The organism is Brevundimonas sp. Soil_N_31, assembly GCF_057655995.1.
In genome coordinates, this window is the sequence record NZ_JBDGLE010000003.1 from 301133 (window position 1) to 322108 (window position 20976).

Genomic DNA, 20976 nt, shown 5'->3' on the forward strand with positions numbered 1-20976 from the left:
GGGAAAGGGGGCTGGCGCCGCGCCGCCGGCCGGTTCATGTCAGGCGGATGAACCGCCGTTCCCTTCTCATCCGTGCCGGAGCGATCGCCGCCGCCGTCGGCGGCGGTCTGTGGCTGAAGGACAATGTGTTGTGGCGGCGACCCAGCGTGACGTTCGGCGCCGATGGGACCAGCGGCTGGCTGTCTTTCGTCGCGCAGCGAACCCTGTTGCCGACGGTGCGCGTGCGGCTGGCGGGGCGGGAGCTGACCGCCCTGATCGACAGCGGGGCGCAGTATTCGGTGATCGATCGGCGGCTGGTGGCGGAGCTGGGGCTGGACGATCTCTTCGACATGCCTTTGATGGCCTATGGCGTGGACGGGCGCGCGCAGATGGGGCGGGGCGTGACGCTGGATCTGGCCGTTGGGACGGCGCGCGTGGGGCGGCTGCGTGCGGGCATTCTGGACCTGGGGCCGTTGGGGGGCGACAAGGGCCTGGGCGCGCCGCTGATCCTGGGGCAGGATCTGTTGATGGAGGCGGCGCTGGAGATGGACTTGCGTCGACGTCGGTTGCGGCTGTTCGGCGAGGCCCAGGCGGGGCTGGCGCCCGCCTATCGGTCCTTGCCCGTTCGACGTTCGGGCACGGCTCTGATCGCCGAGGTCGTGGTCGAAGGCGCGCCGGTCAAGGCGGTGGTGGACACCGGTTCGTCCTCGCTCCTGGCGCTCAGCGACGTTGCGGCGCAGGCAGCGGGTCTGTTGGACGGACGGCCCGAGCAATCGGGGTCCAGCATCGTCCTGGGCGGGGTGGCCAGAACGCGGATGATCCGTGCTCAAAGCGTGGCGCTGGGCGGCGAGGCGTGGCGCAATGTGGCGACCGCAGTCTACGCCAGCCGGGCGCTGCCGAACTATCCTGAGGCGCTGCTGGGCATGGAGGCTTTCGCCGATCGCGACGTTATTTTGGATTTGGGCGACGGACGGCTGCACCTCGCACCGTTGATGGATGTGACCATTGTTTAGTCTTGTTGATTTCCCAATGGTCGAATCCATTTTATCCGCAGCCTGAACGGGGATAAGCGGCCCGTATGACCGCCTTGCCGCCCAGCATCACATCGGTGTCGTCCAGTCAGCGGCTGGAGAGCCTGGATCTCCTGCGCGGGTTCGCCCTGTGCGGCATCCTGCTGGTCAACATCATGATGATGGGCGGGCTTTGGGGACAGTATCATCCGGACTTGCCGCCGGCGCTGGCCAACCCTGACTGGTCGGCATGGATCATCCAGCACCTGTTCGTGCAGGGGTCGATGCGGGGCCTGTTCACCCTGTTGTTCGGGGCGGGAATGCTGCTGATCACCCTGCGCGGCGAAGACGGACGCGGCACGATCCAGGCGGCCGATGTCTATTTCCGCCGCTGCATGGCCTTGTTGGCGCTGGGCGTGTTCAACGCCACCGTTCTGCTGTTTCCGGGGGACATTCTTTATGTCTACGGCCTGTCAGGGTTTCTGCTGTTCGTCTTTCGCGCGGCCCGGCCGCGCACGCTGATCGCTCTGTCGGCCGCCCTGCTTCTGCTGCTGACCGTCGAATCGGCCGTGGTTGGAGCGTATCAGGCGATGGAGGCGCGACGCGGCGCCGAACTGGCGACCCAGGTCGAGGCCGGTGCTGTCCTCTCGGCCGAGGACGCAGAGGCGATGAAGGTCCATGTGCGCGCGCAGGAGGCGCAGACCCTGACGCCTGAGACCATCGCCGAAGAAACCGCCGCGCGCACGGGGGGCGTCGTCGGTCTGCTGAAGTGGAGCGTGCGGACCTGGCTGGACTATGCGGCGTCCAGCTACACCATCACCCTGGTCATTGAATCGGTCGCCTTCATGTTGCTGGGCATGGCGCTGTTCAAGCTGGGGGTGTTGGGCGGAGCGCGGTCGCTCGGCTTCTATCTGGCGCTGGCAGGGGGCGGCTACGCCCTGGGTCTGGCGGTCAACGGCGCCCAGGCCGTGATGCTGTGGACCAGCCAGTTCTCGTCCGAATCCTGGACGGCTCAGACCAGCTATGAACTGGGCCGCTGCGCCATGACCCTGGGGCACGTCGGTCTGCTGCTGTCGCTGTGGAAGCTGAACGCGCTCGGCTTCGTGGGGCGCGCCCTAAGGAATCTGGGGCGCATGGCCCTGACCAACTATCTGGCCCAGTCGGCGATCGCGGGCCTGCTGTTCTATGGCCTTGACCTGTGGGGCAGGCTGGACTGGTGGGGCCTTTGGGGCGTGGCGGCGGGAATTTGGGTGTTCCAGATGGTCTTCAGCGCCCTGTGGCTGCGGGCCTTCAACATGGGGCCGCTGGAATGGGCGTTGCGCTGGTTCGCCTATGGACGGCCTTCGCCCCTGAAGCGCGCGAAGGCCGTCTGATCCATCAGGTCTAAAGCTGGGCGAAGGTGTCGCAGGCGGCCGGGTCGCCCGTCTGATAGCCGCGTTGCAGCCACTCGACCCGCTGGGCTGACGAGCCGTGGGTGAAGCTTTCCGGCGAGACACGGCCGCCGCCGCGACGTTGCAGGGCGTCGTCGCCGATGGCCTGGGCGGTCTTCATGCCTTCCTCCAGATCGCCCGGCTCCAGCGCCACCTGGCCGTTCGACACGGCGGCGGCGTTGCTGGCCCAGACCCCGGCGTAGCAGTCGGCCTGAAGCTCCAATGCGACGGAATAGCGATTGCCCTCGGCCTGTGACCGCGCTGATTGCTGGGCGCGCTGCACCTGCTGGCTGGCGCCGGTCAGGGTCTGGACGTGGTGGCCGAACTCATGGGCGATGACATAGGCCTTGGCGAAGTCCGCGCCGGACGCGCCCAGCTTGCTTTCCATCTCGCGCCAGAAGCTGAGGTCCAGATAGACCTTCTGATCGGCTGGGCAATAGAAGGGCCCCATCGCCGCCTGGCCGTAGCCGCAGCCGGTCTGGGTGCCCTGCGTATAAAGCACGGTGGTCGGCGGGGTGTAGCCGCGCAGCTTGGTCTTCCACACGTCGTTGATGTTGGAGCCGACGACTTCGACGAACTGGCCGTCCTGATCCTCGGGCGAGCCCATCTGGCCCTGCTGCTCGGCCTGTCCGGCGCCGCCGAACTGGCTGGCCAACTGCTGGGTGGTGTTCGGGTCGATGCCGAAGACGAAATAGCCGATAGCCGCCAGCACCAGCACCCCGATGCCGCCGCCCGCGACCGCGCCGCCGCCCATGCCGCGCCGGTCTTCAACCCCGCCGCCGCGCCGTCCGCCCTGCCAACGCATCTGTCGCTCTCCGCTTTCGTCGTCTGTTCCGAAGCTAGGCTGAAACGCAGGCGCAGGTGAAGAGATGCAAATGTAACGCTGTGGTTCAGTGCGGCGGACGGCTCAGCCAGGCGTCGATCTCCGTCACGCCTGGCGCGGTCTGGTCGAGCGGCGGCGTCAGGGTCGCCGGCGCGGGCAGGATTGCCGGGCGCGGCGCATAGGCCGTCGCAGGCGACGTCGCGGGGGCCGGCGATCGTGCGGCCTCAAGCCGCTGCAATGTCTGGCTGGTCTGAAGCCTCATGCGGGCGGCCTCGGCCTCACGCTGGTCGGCCTGAAGGCGCAGACGCTCCATGGCCTGGGCGTGCTGCTCGGCGCGGGCGATGTGGGGATCGTAACCCGCCGGAGGAGGGCCGGGCCAGCCGGGCCAGGTCTGGGCGCTCGCCGCCAGGGGCGCGGCGCAGAACAGCAGGGTCAGGGCGAACAGGCGCGTCATGCCCATATAGATGGGTGTGTTACGCCTCGCCGCCAAGCGAGGCCGTTTGCGCGGTTCAGATCGCGAAGCTGACGCCGCAGCCGCAGCTGGAAGAGGCGTTGGGATTGCGGATCACGAACTGGGCGCCCGCCAGTTCGTCCACGAAGGCGATCTCGGAATCCTTCAGGAAGGGGATGGAGACCGGGTCGATCACCACGGCCTGGCCGTCGCGACGCACCACCAGATCGTCGGCCTCGGGACCGTCGACCAGCTCGAAGCGATACTGGAAGCCCGAGCAACCGCCGCCGTCGACGGCGACGCGCAGCAGGACCGGCTTGCCTTCCGCCTCGGACAGCTTGGCCAGACGGCGCGCGCCGCTTTCGGCCAGGGTGATGCCCTCGGGCGACCGGGTTGCGACCGACAGCGACAGGTCGCGGGCTGATTCTGTGGATTGGACGGTGCTCACGGCCCTCTATATGAGGGGCCGACAGGCGTTCGCAAAGGCCTGTCGCCATCACGAAGTCCTGCCGCCTTGAGCCAGACCCGCGCCCTCTACGCCGAAAACCCCGCCGCCAGCCGCGGCCGCCATGTTTTCGAGCCCGCCAGCCGCACCCGCACCGCCTTCGCTCGCGACCGCGATCGCATCATCCACGCCACCGCCTTCCGCCGCCTGAAGGAGAAGACGCAGGTCTTCGTGGCGCATGAGGGCGACCACTATCGCACCCGGCTGACGCACAGCCTGGAAGTGGCGCAGATCGCCCGCTCGCTGGCCCACGCCCTGCGGCTGGACGACGATCTGGCCGAGACGGTCGCCCTGGCCCACGATCTGGGCCACCCGCCGTTCAGCCACGCGGGCGAGGACGAACTGCACGAACAGATGAAGGCGTTCGGCGGCTTTGATCACAACGTGCAGAGCTTCCGCGTCGTGACCGAGCTGGAAACCCGCTATCCCGGCTTCACTGGCCTGAACCTCAGCTGGGAGACGGTCGAGGGCGTGGTCAAGCACAACGGCCCGGTGGCGCATCAGCTGACGGACCCGGCGTGGAAGGCGGTCGCCGCCTATGCGCCGGGCGGGGCGGCCGACTGGGATTTGCGGCTTGGCACCTTCGCTTCGCTGGAGGCCCAGTGCGCGGCCATCGCCGACGACATCGCCTATAACAACCACGACGTGGACGACGGGGTGCAGGCGGGGCTGTTCAGCCTGTCCGATCTGGCCGACGTGCCGTTGATCGGACGCTGTATCGCCAGCGCGCGCGCCGATTGGGCCGACATCGACGAGCGGATGCTGCGGCTGGAGGCCGTGCGCCGGATGATCGGCGTCATGGTCGACGATGTTCTGGCCGAGACCGAGGCCCGTCTGGCCAAACACTGCATCGAGACGGCCGAGGACGTCCGCATGGCGCCCGAGACCCTGGTGCAGTTCTCAAGCGGCATGATGGCGGAACTGGCGGTGCTGCGCCGCTTCCTGTTCGAGCGGATGTACCGCCATTACCGCGTCAACCGCACCCGCAGTCAGGCGCGCCGGGTGCTGGCCCAGCTGTTCCAGCTGTTCATGGCCGAGCCGGAGGTCATGCCGCCGGAATGGCAGGCCTCGGCCCTGACCGACGACCGGGACGCGCGGGCGCGGGCGGTGTGCGACTACATCGCCGGTATGACAGATCGTTACGCTATCGAGGTGCATCGCAAGCTGTTCAGCCTCGACCTCGCCCTCGATCTGTGATTCGAGAAGGGCTTCACGGCGCGTTAGACTGAGCGCCGGCGCGCGCCGATTCGCGCGCGTGTCCCACGACCATCAAGGCGCGACCCAATGTCCTACGACGACGATCACCGAGGCAACCCTAACGCCGGCCGCGACCGGGGCGCCTATACGCCGCCGACCGACGACGACCTGCCCTTCACGCGCGGCGGCTATGACCCGCGCCGGGCTCCGGCCGCCAAATCGCCGCCGATCACCCTGATCATCAGCGCGGTCGTGCTGCTGCTGCTGATCGTGGCGGTGGTGGTCTTCTATCGCTCGGGCGTGCGCTCCTCGACGGACGCGCCGCCCGCCGTCGGCACGCCGGTCGAGAGCATGAAGGTCGAGGCCCCGCTGGACGCCCAGCCGGTCGACCCGGAAGCCGACATCCGCGTCTATCGCGACGGCGGCGCCCCGACAGACGCCGCGCCGACCTTTACCCCCGGCCCGGAAGAGGTGCTGCCGCGCCCCGCGCCGACGACCCCGGTCGCGCCGGTCGAATCCTCGACGCTGCCGCCCGCCGCCCCTGCTCCGGCGACCAAGGCTCCGGCCGCGCCTGCGCCCGCAACCCCCGCTCCGGCGACCAAGGCCCCGGCTCCCGCGCCCGCTCCGGCCGCGACTGGCGGATCGTCGGGCGTGCAGATCGGCGCCTTCTCCTCGACCGCCATCGCTGACCGCGAATACGCCGCCGTCGCCGCCCGCTTCGGCCAGTACGCCTCGGGCGCCGAGAAGCGCGTGCAGGAAGTCACCGCCGCCAACGGCTCGACCGTCTACCGCACCACCTTCACCGGCATGAGCCGTGACCGCGCCGTCGCCTTCTGCAATGCGCTGAAGGCCGCGGGCCGCGACTGCATCGTCCGTTAAGGATCGCGCAAGTATGACCTCCGCCGCCATCTACGGCTGTTCCGGCCACCGGCTGACGGCGGAGGAACGCGCCTTCTACGCCGAGGCCAAGCCCTGGGGTTTCATCCTGTTCCGCCGCAATGTGGACAGCCCCGAACAGGTCAAGGCGCTGGTCTCCGAACTGCGCGACAGCGTGGGCCGCGACGACGCGCCCGTTTTGATCGATCAGGAAGGCGGCCGGGTCCAGCGCCTCGGCCCGCCGCACTGGCCGAAATATCCGCCCGGCGCCGCCTATCTGAAGGCGACCAATGATCCGGCGGCGGCGCGCGAACTGGTGCGTCTGGGCGCGCGCCTGATCGCCCATGACCTGCGCGAGCTGGGCATCACCGTCGACTGCGTGCCGGTGCTGGACGTGCCGGTGCCGGGCGCCCACGACATCATCGGCGACCGCGCCTATGCCCAGGATCCCGCGACCGTGACCCAACTGGGCCGGGCCGCCGCCGAGGGTCTGCTGGCGGGGGGCGTCCTGCCGATCATCAAGCACATTCCCGGCCACGGCCGCGCCTTCTCGGACAGCCACCACGACCTGCCGGTGGTCGACACGGCGATCGAGGAGCTGGACGCCTGGGACTTCGCGCCGTTCAAGGCCCTGTCGGACATGCCGATGGCGATGACGGCCCACGTCGTCTTCACCGCCGTCGACGCCAAGGGTCCGGCCACCACCTCGAAGAAGGCGATCCGCCTGATGCGCGAGCGGCTGGGCTTCTCCGGCCTGATCCTGTCGGACGACCTGTCGATGCAGGCCCTGTCGGCCACGCTGACCGAGCGCGCCGAGCAGTCATTGAAGGCGGGCTGCGACGTGGTGCTCCACTGCAACGGCGACCTGAAGGAGATGGCCGCTGTCGCCGAGGGGACTAAAAAGCTGAAGGGCGAGGCCAAGCGCCGCGCCGAGGCCGCGCTGAGCCGCATCGTCCGCGCGCCCGAGCCGCTGGACGTCGCCGAGGGCCGCGCCCGGCTGGAGGCGGCGCTGAACGGCCGCTTCGACGCCGCCAAGGGCCCGGATGTCGGCGAGGCTCAAGCCTAGATGGCGGGGGAGGGCGCATGAGCGAGGCCTTCCAGCCGAACCTCGACTTCACCGCCGTCGAACAGGTCGAGGCGCAGGAGGCCTTCGTCGTCGATCTGGAGGGCTATGAAGGCCCTCTGCACGTCCTTCTGGCCCTGGCGCGGACGCAGAAGGTGGACCTGCTGAAGCTGTCCATCACCCGTCTGGCCGAACAGTATCTGGCCTTCGTGCATGAGGCGCGGCGGCGCAATTTCGCGCTGGCGGCCGACTATCTCGTGATGGCGTCGTGGCTGGCCTATCTGAAGTCGCGCCTGCTGATCCCGCGCAACGAGAAGGACAAGCCAGAGGAGCCGCCGGCCGAAGAGATCGCCGCCGCCCTGGCCTTCCGCCTGCAGAAGCTGGAGGCCATGCGCACGGCGGTGGAGGCCATCACCCGCCGCCCGCAGCTGAAGCGCGACGTCTTCACGCGCGGCGACCCGCAGGCGACGGTCATCATCCCGTCCGACCGGGTGGACGCCAGCCTCTATGAGCTGATGAGCGCCTATGTCGCCCAGCGCCGCCGCGAGGAGCGCCGCAAATACGCCCCCGGCCAGCGGGTCGAGGCCTTCCAGCTGGAGGCCGCCCGCGACTGGCTGCGCGAGATCATGCCGCGCCTGGCCGAATGGACGCCGCTGGAGCGCGTGGCGCCGCAGAAGCCGGATGGGCGGGAAGGCCCGAGCCAGGCCAGCTATACCGCCTCCACCCTCTCGGCCAGTCTGGAGCTGGTGAAGGAGGGCGGCATGGACATCCGGCAGGAGCGGCCATTCGACGCGGTGTGGCTGAAGCGCAGAGGGTTGGGGCAGCCGCTGGAGCTGACGCCGTGAGTCTCGACTTCACCCCGGACCACCTCGAGATCGAACGCCGGGTCGAGGCCCTGCTGTTCGCCGCCGCCGCGCCGCTGTCGTTGGCCGAGATCGCGCGCCGTTTGCCGCAGGGCGCCGACGTCGGCGGGGCGCTGACCGCGCTTCAGGCGCGCTATCAGGGACGCGGGGTCGAACTGGACTGCGTGGCCGAACGCTGGCGGTTCCGCACGGCGCCCGACCTCGGCTTCCTGATGACCGAGGAGCGCGAGGAGCCGCGCCGCCTGTCCAAGGCCGCGCTCGAGACCCTGGCCATCATCGCCTACCACCAGCCCTGCACCCGCGCCGAGGTTGAGAGCGTGCGCGGCGTCTCTCTGTCCAAGGGCACGCTGGACCTGTTGCTGGAGATGGATTTCGTGCGGCTGCGCGGGCGTCGCCGCACGCCGGGGCGGCCGGTGACCTACGCCACGACCGACCGCTTCCTCGAGCATTTCAGCCTTGCGAGTCTCTATGACCTGCCGGGCGTGCAGGAGATGAAGGCGGCGGGCCTGCTGGATCTGTCCATGCCGGTCGGTTTCGAGGTGCCGGACCCCTCGCGCGCCGGGGAGGACGAGGGCGAGGATCTGCTGACCGGGTTGGACGACGGCGCGCCGGAATTCGCCCAGGATTTCGTCAGCGAGGACGAAGAGTCGCAACCTTAGCCGGGACGGAACGTCGCGCCCCCAAGAAGTGCCGGAAAGTCATGGGCTTAAGTCCAAGACGCGCCGCCTTGACCTGAAGCCGTCTCGCCTATAGGTTCCGCGCCGAAATTCAGACCCGTTTCGGCCCTGCGCCGGACGCTGAGCGAACAGGCCCATGTCCCCGACGAAGGAATCGCGCGAAGAGGCGATCAAACGCCTCCACGAAAGCGCATCCGCATTGGAGGCGAAGGCCCAGGCCGGGCAATCGGCCGAGTTCGCCGCACACGCGGTCACGGGCCAGGCCTATAAGATCATCGCCGAGCTTCTCGGCGGTGTTTTCGTTGGTTTGGCTATCGGTTTCGGGGTGGACCGGTTCTTTGGAACCTCGCCCTGGGGCCTTCTGGTCGGAGTTCTTCTGGGCTTCGCACTGGCGATCTACATGGCGCGTCGCACAGCCAACCGGCTGATGGCGCAGGCCAAGGCGGCGGGTGTGACGGGTGAAGCCGTTCCCTACGTCGAGGCCGGCGAAAAAGAAGACTAAGGAGCGAGAGGCCCGTGGCCGATCCGATTCACCAGTTTCAGGTTACGCCTCTGGCGGATTTCGGCAGCGTCACGCTTCCGTTGGTCGGCGAGGTCAGCCTGGCCTTCACCAATTCGCACCTGGCGATGACCATCGCCTTCGGCATGGCCGTGCTGTTCCTGACCGTGGCCACCTCGGGCGCCAAGGTGGTGCCGGGCCGGATGCAGGCGGCGGGCGAGACCCTGTTCGGCATGATCGACAACCTGGCCGCGTCCACGATCGGCCATGAGTCGCGCAAGTATTTCCCCTTCGTCTTCACCCTGTTCATGTTCATCCTGATGATGAACCTGCTGGGCATGTTCCTGACCTTCACCGCCACCTCGCAACTGGCCGTGACGGCCACCCTGGGCGTGCTGACCTTCCTGGTCGTGGTCGGCGTCGGCATCGCCAAGAACGGCCTGGGCTTCTTCGGCCTGTTCTGGCCGACCAGCGCGCCGCTGGTGCTGCGCCCGGTCGTCGGCCTGATCGAGTTCTTCTCCTTCCTGCTGCGCCCCTTCACCCTGGCCCTGCGTCTGTTCGGCAACCTGCTGGGCGGCCACCTGGCGCTGAAGATCTTCGCCGGCTTCGTGGTGTCCCTGGGCGCTCTGGCCGTCGCTGGCGGCGTGGGCCTGTTCGCTCTTCCGGTCGCCGCCCTGTCGCTGGGCATGGTGATCGCCCTGACCGCTTTCGAGTTCCTGGTGGCCTTCCTCCAGGCGTTCGTCTTCGCCGTTCTGACCTGCATCTACCTCAATGATGTGGTCAACCTGGGCCATGGCCACTAAGGCTGCGGACCAGTAAGTAAGCCCACCCTCCAAACGCTCCAAGAATTAGGAATATCATCATGGAAGCTGAAGCCGCCAAGTTCATCGGCGCCGGTATCGCCACCATCGGTATGGTCGGTTCGGCTCTGGCCGTCGGCAACATCTTCGGCCAGTTCCTGGCCGGCGCTCTGCGCAACCCGGCTGCCGCCGCTTCGCAAGTCGGCAACCTGTTCGTGGGCGCCGCCCTCGCCGAAGCCCTGGGCATCCTGGCCTTCGTGCTCGGCATCCTGATCTGGCTCGGCTAATACCGAACCCCTGATCTGCGGCGGCGCGCCCATCAGCGGCTGCGCCGCCGCATTTGCTTTCACGACGGATCATTATGGCAGCCACTCCCTCAGCTCCGCCGCCGGTCTTGCCGGTGGAACAGGCCGTTGAATACGCGGCCGAAACCGGGCACGTGCCCGCCAACGCGGCTGCCGCCGCCGCCGAGCATGACGCTGGCGGACTGCCGCAGTTCGAGTTCCAGCACTGGGCCGGGCAGGTCGTTTACCTGCTGATCCTGTTCGTCATCCTGTACCTGCTCATCGCCAAGGTTTTCGCGCCGCGTCTGCGCCGTGTGATCGACGAGCGGGCCGACACCATTTCCACGGCCGTCGCCACGGCGCGCTCGGTCCAGACCGAGGCCGCCGCCCAGGCCGACGCCGCCCGCGCCGAGGTCGAGAAGGCCCGCGCCGACGCCCGCGCCGCCTCGATCGCAGCCAAGGCTCGCGTGACCGCTGAAATCCAGGCCCGTCAGGCCGAGGACGAAGCCGCCGTCGCCGCCCGCATCGCCACGGCCGAAGCCGGCATCGCCGCCACGCGCGACGCTGCGCTGGCCCACGCCGGCGCCATCGCCGCCGACACCACTCGCGCTATCGTCGAGCGTCTGACGGGCCAGGCCCCCAGCGCCGATGATGCCGCCGCCGCCGTCAAGGGAGCCGCTTGACCATGCCCGCCTTCCTGCACGGCAGTTTCTACGACCTGTCCAACGCCGAACTCTGGGTCGGCGTCGGCCTGCTGATCTTCTTCGGCATCCTGGTCATGGCCAAGGTTCCGCGCATGGTCGCGGGCGCCCTGGACGGCAAGGCCGCCAAGATCCAATCCGAACTGGACGAAGCCGCCCGCCTGCGCGCCGAAGCCGAAGCCATGCTGGCCCAGATCCGTCAGGAGAAGGCCGAGGCTGAAGCCCAGGCCGCCGACCTGCTGGCCACGGCCGAAGCGGACGCCAAGCGTCTGGAAGCCGACGCCAAGGCGCGCATCGAGGAATCGACCGCCCGTCGTCAGGCCCTGGCCGAGCGTCGCATCGCCCAGGCCGAGGCCGAGGCCACGCAAGAGGTCAAGGCCGCAGCCGCCGACCTGGCCGCCAAGGCCGCGCAGCAGATCCTGGCCGCCCGCATCGCCGGCGCCAAGACGGATGCGCTGATCGACCAGGCCATCGCCCAGATCGGCGGCAAGCTGAACTGATCGCTTCGGCGATCAGGCCTAGCCCGAAAAACATCAGGCCCCGCCGGCGACGGCGGGGCCTTTTGCTTGTCCGATATCCTGTTGTCGGGATGGAGGACGGTCAGTGGGCGGGGGCGGCTCCGATCGGAGTTGCGCCGCGCTTCTCACGCTCGACCAGGCGGGCGTAGACATTGCCCAGGACGGCGCCGAAGACCATGTGAAGCGCCAGCAGCCAGCCGATGGTGCCGAAGCCGGACGAGCCGGTGAAGGTCCGGTAGTCGCCCACCATGGTGAGGAACAGCATCATCGCCACCCACGCGCCGACGGCGAAGACGATGCCCTTGGTGATCGGCGTGGCGGTCGGCAGTCGCGGATAGGCGATGCCGAAGAGCGACCCTAGAACGAAGGTGCCCATGATCAGGTGAAGCGCCCATCCGGCCGCCATATTGCCCGGCATGCCGAACATCTGGGCGACGATCCCCGGAAAGGGATCGAACATGTGGTTGAGGAACAGATTGACGAGCTCAAGCACGGAAACCGCGACGGTAGCGACGAAGCCGGCGATGATTCCCTTTTTTACGCGTGACATCATGTGAACAGCGCCTCCCAACGCTATCAACTTCGAGACTACGCAAGGGGGAGCATACGCCGTTCCGGGCGGAAACGGCGTGAACGTCGTTCACATTCCTGTGTTTGCCTTAGCTTGGCCTTTATCGCCGGAAGGCGCGCCAGGCGCGGCGCAGGCGGCGGCGGAAGCGCGCCAGGGGGCGACGACGGCGACGCAGCACCATCTTTTCGGCGCGCAGGGTCTGCTGCCAGAAGACCGGGGCGATCTCGGGCTTTTTGCGCATCAGACGGCGGAAGGGATAGATCCATTTCGGCCGGGCGCGCTGGGCGCGGATGAACTGCCGCTTGGCCCACCAGGAGTTGCGCAGGACGATGACGAGGCCGAGCGCGATGACCGGCACGCCGCCGGGGCCGGGCAGGGGCGCGATCAATATGCCCAGCAGGATGATGACGAAACCCACGGCCATCAACGCCAGACGACGCAGATGCCGCGCCAGCCTCGGACGGGGCGGCGGAGGCGGGCGCAGCGATGGCAGGACCAGGGTCACGGGGCGGCGTCTCAAACAAGGGTTCGGCCAGGGAGGGCCGACAATCAGTAAACGCACGAGACAAGGCCGAAAGGCGGCGTCGCCATGACGCTTTCGTAAGTCGGTCCAGAAATGCAGAACGCCGTGTCCCGAAAGACACGGCGTTCTCTATGTTCAGGCCTGTTCCGACCGGATCAGCCGGCGCGGTTGGAGCCTTCCGGCGCGGCCCAGCGCAGACGCGGCGAGCGCGCGGCGCGGGTCTCGTCCAGACGCCGCAGGGGCGCATGGAAGGGCGCGCCCTTGAAGCGTTCGACGTCGCCGGCTTTCGCCGCCTCGGCCAGCAGGCGCATGGCGTGGATGAAGCGGTCCAGCTCGGCCTTGGACTCCGTCTCGGTCGGCTCGATCAGCATGGCGCCGTGGACGACCAGCGGGAAGTACATGGTCATCGGGTGGAAGCCCTCGTCGATCATCGCCTTGGCGAAGTCGAGCGTGGTGACGTCCGTGCCCTTCAGCCATTCGTCGTCGAACAGGGCCTCGTGCATGCAGGGGCCGTCGGGGAAGGCCGGGCTCATTAGGTCTTCCAGACGGGCCTTGATGTAGTTGGCGTTCAGCACGGCGTCCTCGGCCACCTGACGCAGACCGTCGGAGCCGTGGGACATCATGTAGCTGAGGGCGCGCACATACATGCCCATCTGGCCCTGGAAGGCGCACAGGCGGCCGAAGGCCTGTTCGGCCTCGTCTTCCTCGCGCTCGACCAGTTTGTAGCCGTCGCCGGTGTTCACCACCCACGGGGCGGGCGCGAACGGAGCCAGGGCCTCCGACAGCACGACCGGACCGGCGCCCGGACCGCCGCCGCCGTGGGGCGTTGAGAAGGTCTTGTGCAGGTTGATGTGCATGGCGTCGACGCCCAGGTCGCCGGGGCGTACCCGGCCGACGATGGCGTTGAAGTTGGCGCCGTCGCAGTAGAAATAGGCGCCCGCCTCGTGGGTCAGACGGCTGATCTCCAGGATGTCGCGCTCGAACAGGCCGCAGGTGTTCGGGTTGGTGACCATGATGGCCGCCACGTCCGGACCCAGCTTCGACGCCAGATCGGCCACGTCGACGCGGCCGTCGTCGGTCTGGGCCACTTCGACCACCGAATAGCCGACGAAGGCGGCCGTGGCCGGGTTGGTGCCGTGGGCCGAGGTCGGGACCAGCACCTTGCGGCGCTGCTCATGCTCGCCCTTGGCTTCGTGGGCGGCGCGGATGGCCATCAGGCCGCACAGTTCGCCGTGGGCGCCCGCCTTGGGCGACAGGGCCACCGCAGGCATCCCGGTCAGCGTTGTCAGCCAGTGGGCCAGCTGGTCCATCAGCTCCAGCGCGCCCTGCACCGTCGACTGCGGCTGCAGCGGGTGGATGTCCGAGAAGCCCGGCAGGCGCGCCATCTTCTCGTTCAGGCGCGGGTTGTGCTTCATCGTGCACGAGCCCAGCGGATAAAGGGCCAGGTCGATGGCGTGGTTCTTCTGGCTCAGGCGCACATAGTGGCGCATGGCCTCGGGCTCGGACAGGCCAGGAAGCCCAATGGGATCCTTGCGGACCAGGTCGCCGAGGTCAGAACCGTTCGTGGCGGGTTTCGGCAGGTCGACGCCGGTCTTGCCCCAGCCTTCGCCTTCGAAGATCAGCGGCTCGTCCTGCAGCAGGCCGCGCCCGCCGGTCAGGGTGGCGGGCTTGTAGGACGCGTCAGAGGCGGCGTTCGGGGCGGTCGGGCGGCCGACAGTGTTCATCGTGCTCATGGTTCCAATCTCCCCTTAGGCGGCCAGAACCTTGGCGAGCGCACCCGCCAGGATCTTGATGTCGGCGCCCAGCGTCGTCTCGGTGGCGGCGACCAGCAGGACGTCGTCGAGGCCCGCATCGGGCGCCAGACGGCTGTAGGGCACGCCGCACAGGATGCCGTTGTCGGCCATGGTCTGCACGACCTCGGCCGCGTTCTTCGGCAGCTTGACCGCGAACTCGTTGAAGAAGCGCGGGGTCAGCACCTCGACGCCCGGAATGGCGGCGAGCGCGTCGCGCGTGGCGAGCGCCTTCTCGTGGTTCAGCAGGGCCAGCTGGCGCAGGCCCGTCTCGCCCAGCAGGCTCATGTGGATGCTGAACGCCAGGCAGCACAGGCCCGAGTTGGTGCAGATGTTCGACGTGGCCTTGTCGCGGCGGATGTGCTGCTCGCGCGTCGACAGCGTCAGGACGAAGCCGCGCTTGCCCTCGGCGTCCACCGTCTCACCGCAGTAGCGGCCGGGCGTCTGGCGCAGCAGCTTCTCGCGGGTGGCGAACAGGCCGATGTAGGGACCGCCGAAGTTCAGGGCGTTGCCGATCGACTGGCCTTCGGCCGCGACGATGTCGGCGCCCATTTCGCCGGGTGACTTCAGCAAGCCCATCGACACGGCTTCCGTCACGACGACGATCAACAGAGCGCCCGCGGCGTGGGCGGCCTCGGCGATCTTGGTCACGTCGGTGGCCGTGCCGAAGACGTTGGGGGTCTGGACCACGACGCAGGCCGTGTCCTTGTCGATGGCGGCGATGACGGCGTCTTCCGCATCGACGGCGGCGGTCAGGGCTTCAGTCTCGACGCCGACGGCGTGGACCACGGTTTCGGTCGCCTTGACGTAGTGCGGGTGCACCCCGCCAGAGACGACGGCCTTGTTGCGGCGGGTCACGCGGGTGGCCATCAGCACGCCCTCGGCCATGGCGGTCGAGCCGTCATAGAGGGAGGCGTTGGCGACTTCCATGCCGGTCAGGTTCGCGACCTGGGTCTGGAACTCATACAGGTATTGCAGCGTGCCCTGGGCGATTTCCGGCTGGTAGGGGGTGTAGCTGGTCAGAAACTCCGACCGCTGGATCACATGGTCCACCGTGGCAGGGATGTGGTGCTTATAGGCCCCGGCGCCGCAGAAGAAGGGTGCGGTTCCCGCCGTGGCGTTCTTGCTCGCCATGGCCGAGAGGGCGCGTTCGACCTCCAGTTCGCCCGCCACGCGGGGCAGGTCGACGAAGCCGTCGCGGCGCGCGGCCTGCGGCACGTCGATGAACAGGTCGTCGATGGATTTGGCGCCGATGGCGGCCAGCATGGCCTCACGGTCGTCGGGCGTCAGGGGGAGGTAGCGCATTACAAGTCCTCGGCGGCATCCCGGAGGTCGCGCGGGGCGACGCTCCGGGAGCGCTTCAAGCGGCGGGGAATCCGGCGATCCCGGATCGGCGCGCCGCGCCGTCCGGGGACGACGGCGGGTCTTAGAGGGTGGTCAGATAGGCGTCGTAGGCGGCCTGATCCATCAGGCCGTCCAGCACCGAGGCGTCGGACACCTTGATCTTGGCGAACCAGCCTTCGCCTTCGGGATCGGCGTTGACGGTTTCCGGGGCGTCGGCCAGGGCGGCGTTGCCCTCGATCACTTCGCCGGCGATGGGGGCGTAGACGTCCGAGGCGGCCTTGACCGATTCCACGACGGCGAAGCTGTCGCCGACCGAGACGGTCTTGCCGGCTTCCGGCGTCTCGACGAACACCACGTCGCCCAGGGCGTCAGCGGCGTGCTTGGAGATGCCGACCGTGGCGACGTCGCCGTCCAGGCGAACCCACTCGTGATCCTTGGTGAACTTCATCTTGGTTTTCCTCCTGAGAAGCCGCTGAAGCGGGCCTCGTGTTTCAATGCGTCATCCTCGGCCTTGTGCCGAGGATCCAGACCCGCCAGCGTGGGAAGGTCGTGATCCGACGGCGGGCGTCGGTGTTTCTGGATCCTCGGCACAAGGCCGAGGATGACGGAAGGGGGAGGGCCTTAGGCCTTCGGCTTCCGGTAGTAGCGGGTCGCCACGAAAGGCGTGGCGATGACTTCGGCGGCGGCGGGACGGCCGCGCACCAGGACTTTCAGGACTGTGCCCAGCTCGGCGAAGGCCGGCGGCACATAGCCCATGGCGATGTTGTGACCCAGCGTCGGCGAGGGGCCGCCCGAGGTGATCTTGCCGATCACGGCGCCGTCGGCATCGGCGATCTCGGCGCCTTCGCGGGCGGGGGCGCCTTCCTTGACGTGCAGGCCGACGCGGACGCGAGCGGGGCCATCCGCCAGTTGTTTCAGGATGACGTCAGCCCCGGCGAAGTCGGCGCGTTCCTTGCGCGACTTGGACAGGGCGAAGGTCAGGGCGGCCTCGACCGGGGTGGTCTCGGCGTCGATGTCGTGGCCGTGCAGCGGCAGGCCGGCTTCCAGGCGCAAGCTGTCGCGCGCGCCCAGGCCGACCGGCTTCACGCGGGCGTCGGTCAGCAGCAGGTTCCACACGCGCTCTGCGGCGGCGGCCGGAACCGAAATCTCATAGCCGTCCTCGCCGGTGTAGCCCGAGCGCGAGACGATGCAGTCCTCGTCGAACAGACGGATGGTGCGGCAGTCCATGAAACCCATGTCGCCCAGCGCGGGTTCGTGCTGGGCCATGACTTCGGCGGCTTCCGGCCCCTGGATAGCCAGCAGGGCGCGGTCCAGCACCTCCAGCTTGGCGTCGCCCGACAGATTGGCGTTCAGGAAGGCGAAGTCGGCGTCCTTGTTGCCCGCGTTGACGACGACATAGAGGCCGTCCTCGAACGGCTTGCCCGCCATCAGGTCGTCCATGATCCCACCCTGGCCGTTCAGCAGCAGGGAGTATTTCTGCTTGCCGGGCTTCACGATCGCATAGTCGCCGGGCACGAAGCGCTCGAACTGGGCGATGGCGTCGGCGCCGGTGATGCGCGCCTGACCCATATGGGAGACGTCGAACAGGCCGGCGTGTTCGCGGGTCCAGCGGTGCTCGGCCAGCACGCCTTCATACTGGACCGGCATGTCATAGCCGCCGAAGCCGACCATGCGGGCGCCCAGCGCGCGATGCGCGGCGTTGAGTGGGGTAATCTTAAGGGCCTGATCGCTCATGGCGTCGCCTCCGGGTCGCGGGTTGCGGCGATAGCTCCGCCGTCGTCGCGCCCCCGCTGTCCTGAAGCCTGAGAGATTCCGACCGTTCCCTCCCAAGGGGTGGCCTTGCTCCGTCGGCGCGCCCTCGGATTCTTGACGATCCCTCGGCGACTTTCCAGCGTCCGTGCGCTTTCGCGGTCCTTTTGCCTGAGCGTTTCCGGGGCGGTTGCGCCTTCGGCTCCGGGCGCCGCGAACGGACCCGATCTCTCCCGCGAGAGCGTTCGACCTAAGGCCCCGACTCCGGCGCGAAGTCAAGCGGCGCCGGACTTGCCGCCGACGATCTGAACGGCCATGAGGGGGCGGAACCGCGCTTCGCCCACAGGATTTGAAGAACGTCATGACCGCCCGCACCGATCTCGCCGCCCACCTCGCCTCCCTCGACCTGCCGCTGGGACTGGTCGAGACGCTGACGACGGCGGCCGCCGCCTGCGTCGAGATCCGTCAGGTGGTGGCGGGCGGCGCCCTGGTCGGGGCGCTGGGCGCGTCGGGCGCCGTCAATGTGCAGGACGAAGAGCAGAAGAAGCTCGACGTCATCGCCGACGACCTGCTGACCGACGCCCTGCTGGCCTGCCCGGCCGTGGCGGGCGTGGCGTCTGAGGAAAAGGACACGATGCAGCCCTCGACCAATCCGGCGGGCGAATATCTGGTGCTGTTCGATCCGCTGGACGGCTCGTCCAACATCGACATCAATGCGCCGGTCGGCACCATCGTCTCGGTGCTGAAGGCGCCGTCGGCCCAGCCGGCCGAGGCCGATTTCCTGCAATCCGGCCGTCAGCAGGTCGCCGCGCTCTACGCCGTCTACGCCGGTCAGGCCATGCTGGTGCTGACCACGGGCAAGGGCGTCGCGGGCTTCACCCTGGCGCCTGACGGCCGCTGGCTGATGACGCATGACGACGTGCGCATCCCGGCCGACACCAAGGAGTTCGCCATCAACATGTCGAACCAGCGCCACTGGGCCGAGAGCGTCCAGCGCTACGTCGACGGCTGCCTGAAGGGCGCTGACGGCCCGCGCGGCAAGAATTTCAACATGCGCTGGGTCGCCGCCATGGTGGCCGACGTGCACCGCATCCTGATGCGCGGCGGCGTCTTCCTCTATCCGTGGGATGCGCGCGAGCCGAACAAGCCGGGCAAGCTGCGCCTGATGTACGAAGGTAACCCCATGTCCTTCCTGGTCGAACAGGCGGGCGGCAAGTCCACCACGGACGGCAAGCAGGCCATCATGGACGTGACCCCGACCGAACTGCACCAGCGGGTGCCGGTCGTCCTCGGCTCGGCCAATGAAGTCGACCAGATCGCGGCGGCCTGACGCCATGGAGATCGCCGCTTCTGACGCCCTTCTGGTCATCGACGCCCAGAACGACTTCTGCGAGGGCGGCGCCCTGGCGGTTCAGGGCGGGGCGGCGATCATGCCCCTGATCAACCGGCTGGCCGAGCGGTTCGCGACCGTCATCGCCACCCAGGACTGGCACACGCCGGACCAGATCAGCTTCGCCTCCAACCATGCGGGCGCGGCGCCTTTCACGCAGATCGAGGTCGCCTACGGCCCCCAGATGCTGTGGCCGGATCACTGCGTGCAGGGGACGCCGGGGGCGGACTTTCACCCTGACGCAGCGCCTGCCGTGACCAAGGCGCTGGCCATGGTCCGCAAGGGCTATAATCCGGCGGTCGATTCCTATTCCGGCTTCTATGAGAACGACCACAGGACGGCGACGGGGCTGGCGGGCCTGCTGCGCGATCTGGGCGTGAAGCGCGTCTTCCTGTGCGGTCTGGCCTATGACTACTGCGTCCGCTTCACCGCCGAGGACGCGGTGCGAGAAGGCTTTGAGGCCGTGGTCATCGCGGACGCCTGCCGCGCCATCGCCCCGGACACGGCGGCCGCCGCCAAGGCCAGTTTCACGACGCTGAAGATCGCCGAGATCGCGGCCGCAGACCTGACCTCTCACTCATAGAAGTCCGCCTCGTCGGGGATGCGGGTGAAGGCGATCTTGGCGCCGATATAGTCGGGCAGGCCCGCCTTGGGGCCGATGCTGACCGTGTCCTTGCCATAGCGTTTGTTCAGCGCATCCAGCGCCTGCGACAGGCGTAAGGACGGCGCGTCGCCGCCCTGATCCGGGCCGATGTCGAACAGGTCGGCCTCAAAGGCGTCGCGCGCCTTCAGGCCGTGGACGCCGACGCCGACATAGCTCAACCGCCCGGCCTCCAGTTCCGGCTCGACCCGGCGCCACAGCGCGTCCAGCGCGGCCAGCAGGGCGAAGGTGTCCTGCGTCGGGGCGACGGCGCGGGTCAGGCCCGTCGTGTCCCAGCCGCGCTTGCTCCCCTTCGGCCCCATGTCGAGATGCAGGCTGATTCCGGCGCCCGTCAGCCCCATCCGCCGCAGCCGCGCCCCGCATTTGACCATCAGGCGCCGCGCCACCGCCCGCGCCTTGTCCGGGTTGCGCATGGCCTGCGCCAGCACATGGCTGTGGCTGATGGAGGCGGGCGGCTTGACCGGCGTCGGCTCGCTGTCGAGACCGTGCAGGCCGCGCCAGATGCGCTCGCCCTCGATGCTGTTCCAGACCGCCCGCGCCTCCTTCGCGGTCATGTTCCACAGACCCGCCGTGTCCGTGACGCCTGCTGCGGCCAGCCTTTGCTGCATGCGCGAGCCGACACCCGGATACTGCGACAGCGGCAGGTGCAGGATGGCGCCGGGCAGTTCATGGGCGCGCAATATGGTCAGCCCGGCGGGCTTCTTCATGCCGCAGGCCGTCTTGGCCAGAAACCGTGAAGGCGCCAGCCCGATGGAGGACCGCAGGCACTCGCCCACATTCTCCATGATCCCCGCCTGAATGCGCCGGGCCAGGGCGACGGCGTTCGCCTCGCGCCGCTCCGGCCCGATCAGTTCGCACGAGCATTCGTCGATGGAGCCGACCTTCCACACCGGCACGTGGCGATCGATCTCGGCCATGATTTGCTTGTGGACTTGAACATAGAGGTCGGGCCGCGCCTCGGCGACGATCAGGTCAGGGCACAGGCGGCGCGCCTCGGCCACCTGCATCCCGGTGCGGACGCCGAAGGCCTTGCTCTCATAGCTGGCGGCGATGGCGCCGGAGTATTCGCTCTCGACGGGGCGAACGATGACCGGCTTGCCGCGCCAGTCGGGGTTCTGCTGCTGCTCGACGCTGGCGAAGAAGGCGTTCAGGTCGATGAACAGCCAGCGTAGGCCTGCGGCGTCTTCATCAGGCTGTCGGCCGGGGTGTTCCATGACGTGAACATATCAGGAACGTTAGGTGCGGGGGAGTCTGGTGAGGGACAAAGACCAA

At 68.4% G+C, this 20976-nt stretch carries 24 protein-coding genes and 1 riboswitch; of the genes, 14 read left to right on the forward strand and 10 right to left on the reverse strand.

Translation table 11 applies throughout. From position 1 onward, the window contains the following. The first annotated feature begins 47 nt into the window (after positions 1-47). Both AC3A3G_RS06925 and AC3A3G_RS06930 read left to right on the forward strand, forming a co-directional pair. Positions 48-992, forward strand: coding sequence for an aspartyl protease family protein (locus tag AC3A3G_RS06925; RefSeq protein ID WP_487487838.1), 945 nt, complete (start codon positions 48-50; stop codon positions 990-992). A gap of 65 nt (positions 993-1057) precedes the next feature. Then, positions 1058-2362 (forward strand): DUF418 domain-containing protein, encoded by a 1305-nt coding sequence (locus AC3A3G_RS06930; protein WP_368924963.1) that lies wholly within the window; start codon positions 1058-1060, stop codon positions 2360-2362. Between the two features lie 10 nt (positions 2363-2372). On the opposite strand, the gene ypfJ is transcribed toward AC3A3G_RS06930, so the two are convergent. From ypfJ to AC3A3G_RS06945, 3 genes are all read right to left on the reverse strand, one after another. Continuing rightward, the gene (ypfJ, locus tag AC3A3G_RS06935; protein ID WP_200168059.1) at positions 2373-3224 is read right to left on the reverse strand and encodes a KPN_02809 family neutral zinc metallopeptidase; all 852 of its coding nucleotides are present in this window, start codon (positions 3222-3224) and stop codon (positions 2373-2375) included. 85 nt (positions 3225-3309) lie between these two features. Next, complete coding sequence (locus AC3A3G_RS06940) at positions 3310-3696, reverse strand: hypothetical protein (RefSeq protein WP_487487839.1); 387 nt, start codon at positions 3694-3696, stop codon at positions 3310-3312. Between the two features lie 55 nt (positions 3697-3751). After that, positions 3752-4099 carry a HesB/IscA family protein gene (locus AC3A3G_RS06945; protein WP_165906529.1) on the reverse strand — a complete coding sequence of 116 codons (348 nt, stop codon included), beginning with the start codon at positions 4097-4099 and terminating at the stop codon, positions 3752-3754. Between the two features lie 108 nt (positions 4100-4207). Between AC3A3G_RS06945 and AC3A3G_RS06950 the strand changes: the two genes are divergently transcribed. From AC3A3G_RS06950 to AC3A3G_RS06995, 10 genes are all read left to right on the forward strand, one after another. Then, positions 4208-5395 (forward strand): deoxyguanosinetriphosphate triphosphohydrolase, encoded by a 1188-nt coding sequence (locus AC3A3G_RS06950; RefSeq protein WP_200168061.1) that lies wholly within the window; start codon positions 4208-4210, stop codon positions 5393-5395. An 87-nt stretch (positions 5396-5482) separates the two neighbouring features. Further along, positions 5483-6274 (forward strand): SPOR domain-containing protein, encoded by a 792-nt coding sequence (locus AC3A3G_RS06955; protein ID WP_200168062.1) that lies wholly within the window; start codon positions 5483-5485, stop codon positions 6272-6274. A 13-nt stretch (positions 6275-6287) separates the two neighbouring features. Then, entirely contained in the window at positions 6288-7337 is a 1050-nt protein-coding gene (gene nagZ, locus AC3A3G_RS06960) for a beta-N-acetylhexosaminidase (RefSeq protein WP_487487840.1), read from the forward strand. 17 nt (positions 7338-7354) lie between these two features. After that, on the forward strand, positions 7355-8179 hold the full coding sequence (locus AC3A3G_RS06965; protein ID WP_200168064.1) for a segregation and condensation protein A: 825 nt from the start codon (positions 7355-7357) through the stop codon (positions 8177-8179). Beyond that, a complete protein-coding gene (gene scpB / locus AC3A3G_RS06970) occupies positions 8176-8856 on the forward strand; it encodes an SMC-Scp complex subunit ScpB (protein WP_200168065.1) in 681 nt (226 codons plus the stop codon). Before AC3A3G_RS06965 ends, scpB begins: the two co-directional genes overlap by 4 nt. Positions 8857-9010: 154 nt before the next feature. Then, positions 9011-9376 carry an AtpZ/AtpI family protein gene (locus AC3A3G_RS06975; protein ID WP_087140841.1) on the forward strand — a complete coding sequence of 122 codons (366 nt, stop codon included), beginning with the start codon at positions 9011-9013 and terminating at the stop codon, positions 9374-9376. Between the two features lie 14 nt (positions 9377-9390). Then, entirely contained in the window at positions 9391-10176 is a 786-nt protein-coding gene (locus AC3A3G_RS06980; protein ID WP_046651757.1) for a F0F1 ATP synthase subunit A, read from the forward strand. 59 nt (positions 10177-10235) lie between these two features. After that, positions 10236-10460 carry a F0F1 ATP synthase subunit C gene (locus tag AC3A3G_RS06985; RefSeq protein ID WP_046651755.1) on the forward strand — a complete coding sequence of 75 codons (225 nt, stop codon included), beginning with the start codon at positions 10236-10238 and terminating at the stop codon, positions 10458-10460. Between the two features lie 74 nt (positions 10461-10534). Then, a complete protein-coding gene (locus AC3A3G_RS06990; protein ID WP_200168066.1) occupies positions 10535-11140 on the forward strand; it encodes a F0F1 ATP synthase subunit B family protein in 606 nt (201 codons plus the stop codon). Between the two features lie 2 nt (positions 11141-11142). Beyond that, positions 11143-11658, forward strand: coding sequence for a F0F1 ATP synthase subunit B (locus AC3A3G_RS06995; RefSeq protein ID WP_487487882.1), 516 nt, complete (start codon positions 11143-11145; stop codon positions 11656-11658). 100 nt (positions 11659-11758) lie between these two features. Here the strand turns inward: AC3A3G_RS06995 and AC3A3G_RS07000 are convergent, their stop codons facing one another. The 6 genes from AC3A3G_RS07000 to gcvT form a co-directional block, all read right to left on the reverse strand. Continuing rightward, positions 11759-12229: a DUF6789 family protein gene (locus AC3A3G_RS07000; protein WP_487487841.1), complete on the reverse strand. Its 471-nt coding sequence runs from the start codon at positions 12227-12229 to the stop codon at positions 11759-11761. A 118-nt stretch (positions 12230-12347) separates the two neighbouring features. Beyond that, on the reverse strand, positions 12348-12752 hold the full coding sequence (locus tag AC3A3G_RS07005; RefSeq protein WP_313516324.1) for a PGPGW domain-containing protein: 405 nt from the start codon (positions 12750-12752) through the stop codon (positions 12348-12350). Positions 12753-12925: 173 nt separating this feature from the next. Next, on the reverse strand, positions 12926-14503 hold the full coding sequence (gene gcvPB, locus AC3A3G_RS07010; protein ID WP_368924958.1) for an aminomethyl-transferring glycine dehydrogenase subunit GcvPB: 1578 nt from the start codon (positions 14501-14503) through the stop codon (positions 12926-12928). A 15-nt stretch (positions 14504-14518) separates the two neighbouring features. After that, positions 14519-15865, reverse strand: coding sequence for an aminomethyl-transferring glycine dehydrogenase subunit GcvPA (gene gcvPA, locus AC3A3G_RS07015; RefSeq protein WP_487487842.1), 1347 nt, complete (start codon positions 15863-15865; stop codon positions 14519-14521). Positions 15866-15986: 121 nt separating this feature from the next. Then, positions 15987-16352, reverse strand: a complete 366-nt coding sequence (gcvH, locus tag AC3A3G_RS07020) for a glycine cleavage system protein GcvH (protein WP_123155206.1) — start codon at positions 16350-16352, stop codon at positions 15987-15989. A 173-nt stretch (positions 16353-16525) separates the two neighbouring features. Next, entirely contained in the window at positions 16526-17638 is a 1113-nt protein-coding gene (gene gcvT, locus AC3A3G_RS07025) for a glycine cleavage system aminomethyltransferase GcvT (RefSeq protein WP_289647747.1), read from the reverse strand. A 164-nt stretch (positions 17639-17802) separates the two neighbouring features. Continuing rightward, a riboswitch (glycine riboswitch) is annotated at positions 17803-17899 on the reverse strand. A gap of 115 nt (positions 17900-18014) precedes the next feature. Between gcvT and AC3A3G_RS07030 the strand changes: the two genes are divergently transcribed. Both AC3A3G_RS07030 and pncA read left to right on the forward strand, forming a co-directional pair. Continuing rightward, a complete protein-coding gene (locus AC3A3G_RS07030; protein WP_487487843.1) occupies positions 18015-18983 on the forward strand; it encodes a class 1 fructose-bisphosphatase in 969 nt (322 codons plus the stop codon). Continuing rightward, positions 18955-19626: a bifunctional nicotinamidase/pyrazinamidase gene (pncA, locus tag AC3A3G_RS07035; protein ID WP_487487844.1), complete on the forward strand. Its 672-nt coding sequence runs from the start codon at positions 18955-18957 to the stop codon at positions 19624-19626. Before AC3A3G_RS07030 ends, pncA begins: the two co-directional genes overlap by 29 nt. Here the strand turns inward: pncA and AC3A3G_RS07040 are convergent. Continuing rightward, on the reverse strand, positions 19617-20918 hold the full coding sequence (locus AC3A3G_RS07040; protein ID WP_487487845.1) for a Y-family DNA polymerase: 1302 nt from the start codon (positions 20916-20918) through the stop codon (positions 19617-19619). The two genes, pncA and AC3A3G_RS07040, sit on opposite strands and share 10 nt — an antisense overlap. Positions 20919-20976 lie beyond the last annotated feature (58 nt).

Coding starts and splice junctions, on each gene's coding strand:
- AC3A3G_RS07000 (WP_487487841.1), bottom strand. CDS start 12,229: ATGATGTCACGCGTAAAAAAGGGAATCATCGCCGGCTTCGTCGCTACC.
- AC3A3G_RS06995 (WP_487487882.1), top strand. CDS start 11,143: ATGCCCGCCTTCCTGCACGGCAGTTTCTACGACCTGTCCAACGCCGAA.
- AC3A3G_RS06925 (WP_487487838.1), top strand. CDS start 48: ATGAACCGCCGTTCCCTTCTCATCCGTGCCGGAGCGATCGCCGCCGCC.
- ypfJ (WP_200168059.1), bottom strand. CDS start 3,224: ATGCGTTGGCAGGGCGGACGGCGCGGCGGCGGGGTTGAAGACCGGCGC.
- AC3A3G_RS06930 (WP_368924963.1), top strand. CDS start 1,058: ATGACCGCCTTGCCGCCCAGCATCACATCGGTGTCGTCCAGTCAGCGG.
- gcvT (WP_289647747.1), bottom strand. CDS start 17,638: ATGAGCGATCAGGCCCTTAAGATTACCCCACTCAACGCCGCGCATCGC.
- AC3A3G_RS06940 (WP_487487839.1), bottom strand. CDS start 3,696: ATGACGCGCCTGTTCGCCCTGACCCTGCTGTTCTGCGCCGCGCCCCTG.
- gcvH (WP_123155206.1), bottom strand. CDS start 16,352: ATGAAGTTCACCAAGGATCACGAGTGGGTTCGCCTGGACGGCGACGTC.
- AC3A3G_RS06990 (WP_200168066.1), top strand. CDS start 10,535: ATGGCAGCCACTCCCTCAGCTCCGCCGCCGGTCTTGCCGGTGGAACAG.
- pncA (WP_487487844.1), top strand. CDS start 18,955: ATGAAGTCGACCAGATCGCGGCGGCCTGACGCCATGGAGATCGCCGCT.
- AC3A3G_RS07040 (WP_487487845.1), bottom strand. CDS start 20,918: ATGGAACACCCCGGCCGACAGCCTGATGAAGACGCCGCAGGCCTACGC.
- nagZ (WP_487487840.1), top strand. CDS start 6,288: ATGACCTCCGCCGCCATCTACGGCTGTTCCGGCCACCGGCTGACGGCG.
- gcvPB (WP_368924958.1), bottom strand. CDS start 14,503: ATGAGCACGATGAACACTGTCGGCCGCCCGACCGCCCCGAACGCCGCC.
- AC3A3G_RS06975 (WP_087140841.1), top strand. CDS start 9,011: ATGTCCCCGACGAAGGAATCGCGCGAAGAGGCGATCAAACGCCTCCAC.
- gcvPA (WP_487487842.1), bottom strand. CDS start 15,865: ATGCGCTACCTCCCCCTGACGCCCGACGACCGTGAGGCCATGCTGGCC.
- AC3A3G_RS06955 (WP_200168062.1), top strand. CDS start 5,483: ATGTCCTACGACGACGATCACCGAGGCAACCCTAACGCCGGCCGCGAC.
- AC3A3G_RS07030 (WP_487487843.1), top strand. CDS start 18,015: ATGACCGCCCGCACCGATCTCGCCGCCCACCTCGCCTCCCTCGACCTG.
- AC3A3G_RS06985 (WP_046651755.1), top strand. CDS start 10,236: ATGGAAGCTGAAGCCGCCAAGTTCATCGGCGCCGGTATCGCCACCATC.
- AC3A3G_RS06965 (WP_200168064.1), top strand. CDS start 7,355: ATGAGCGAGGCCTTCCAGCCGAACCTCGACTTCACCGCCGTCGAACAG.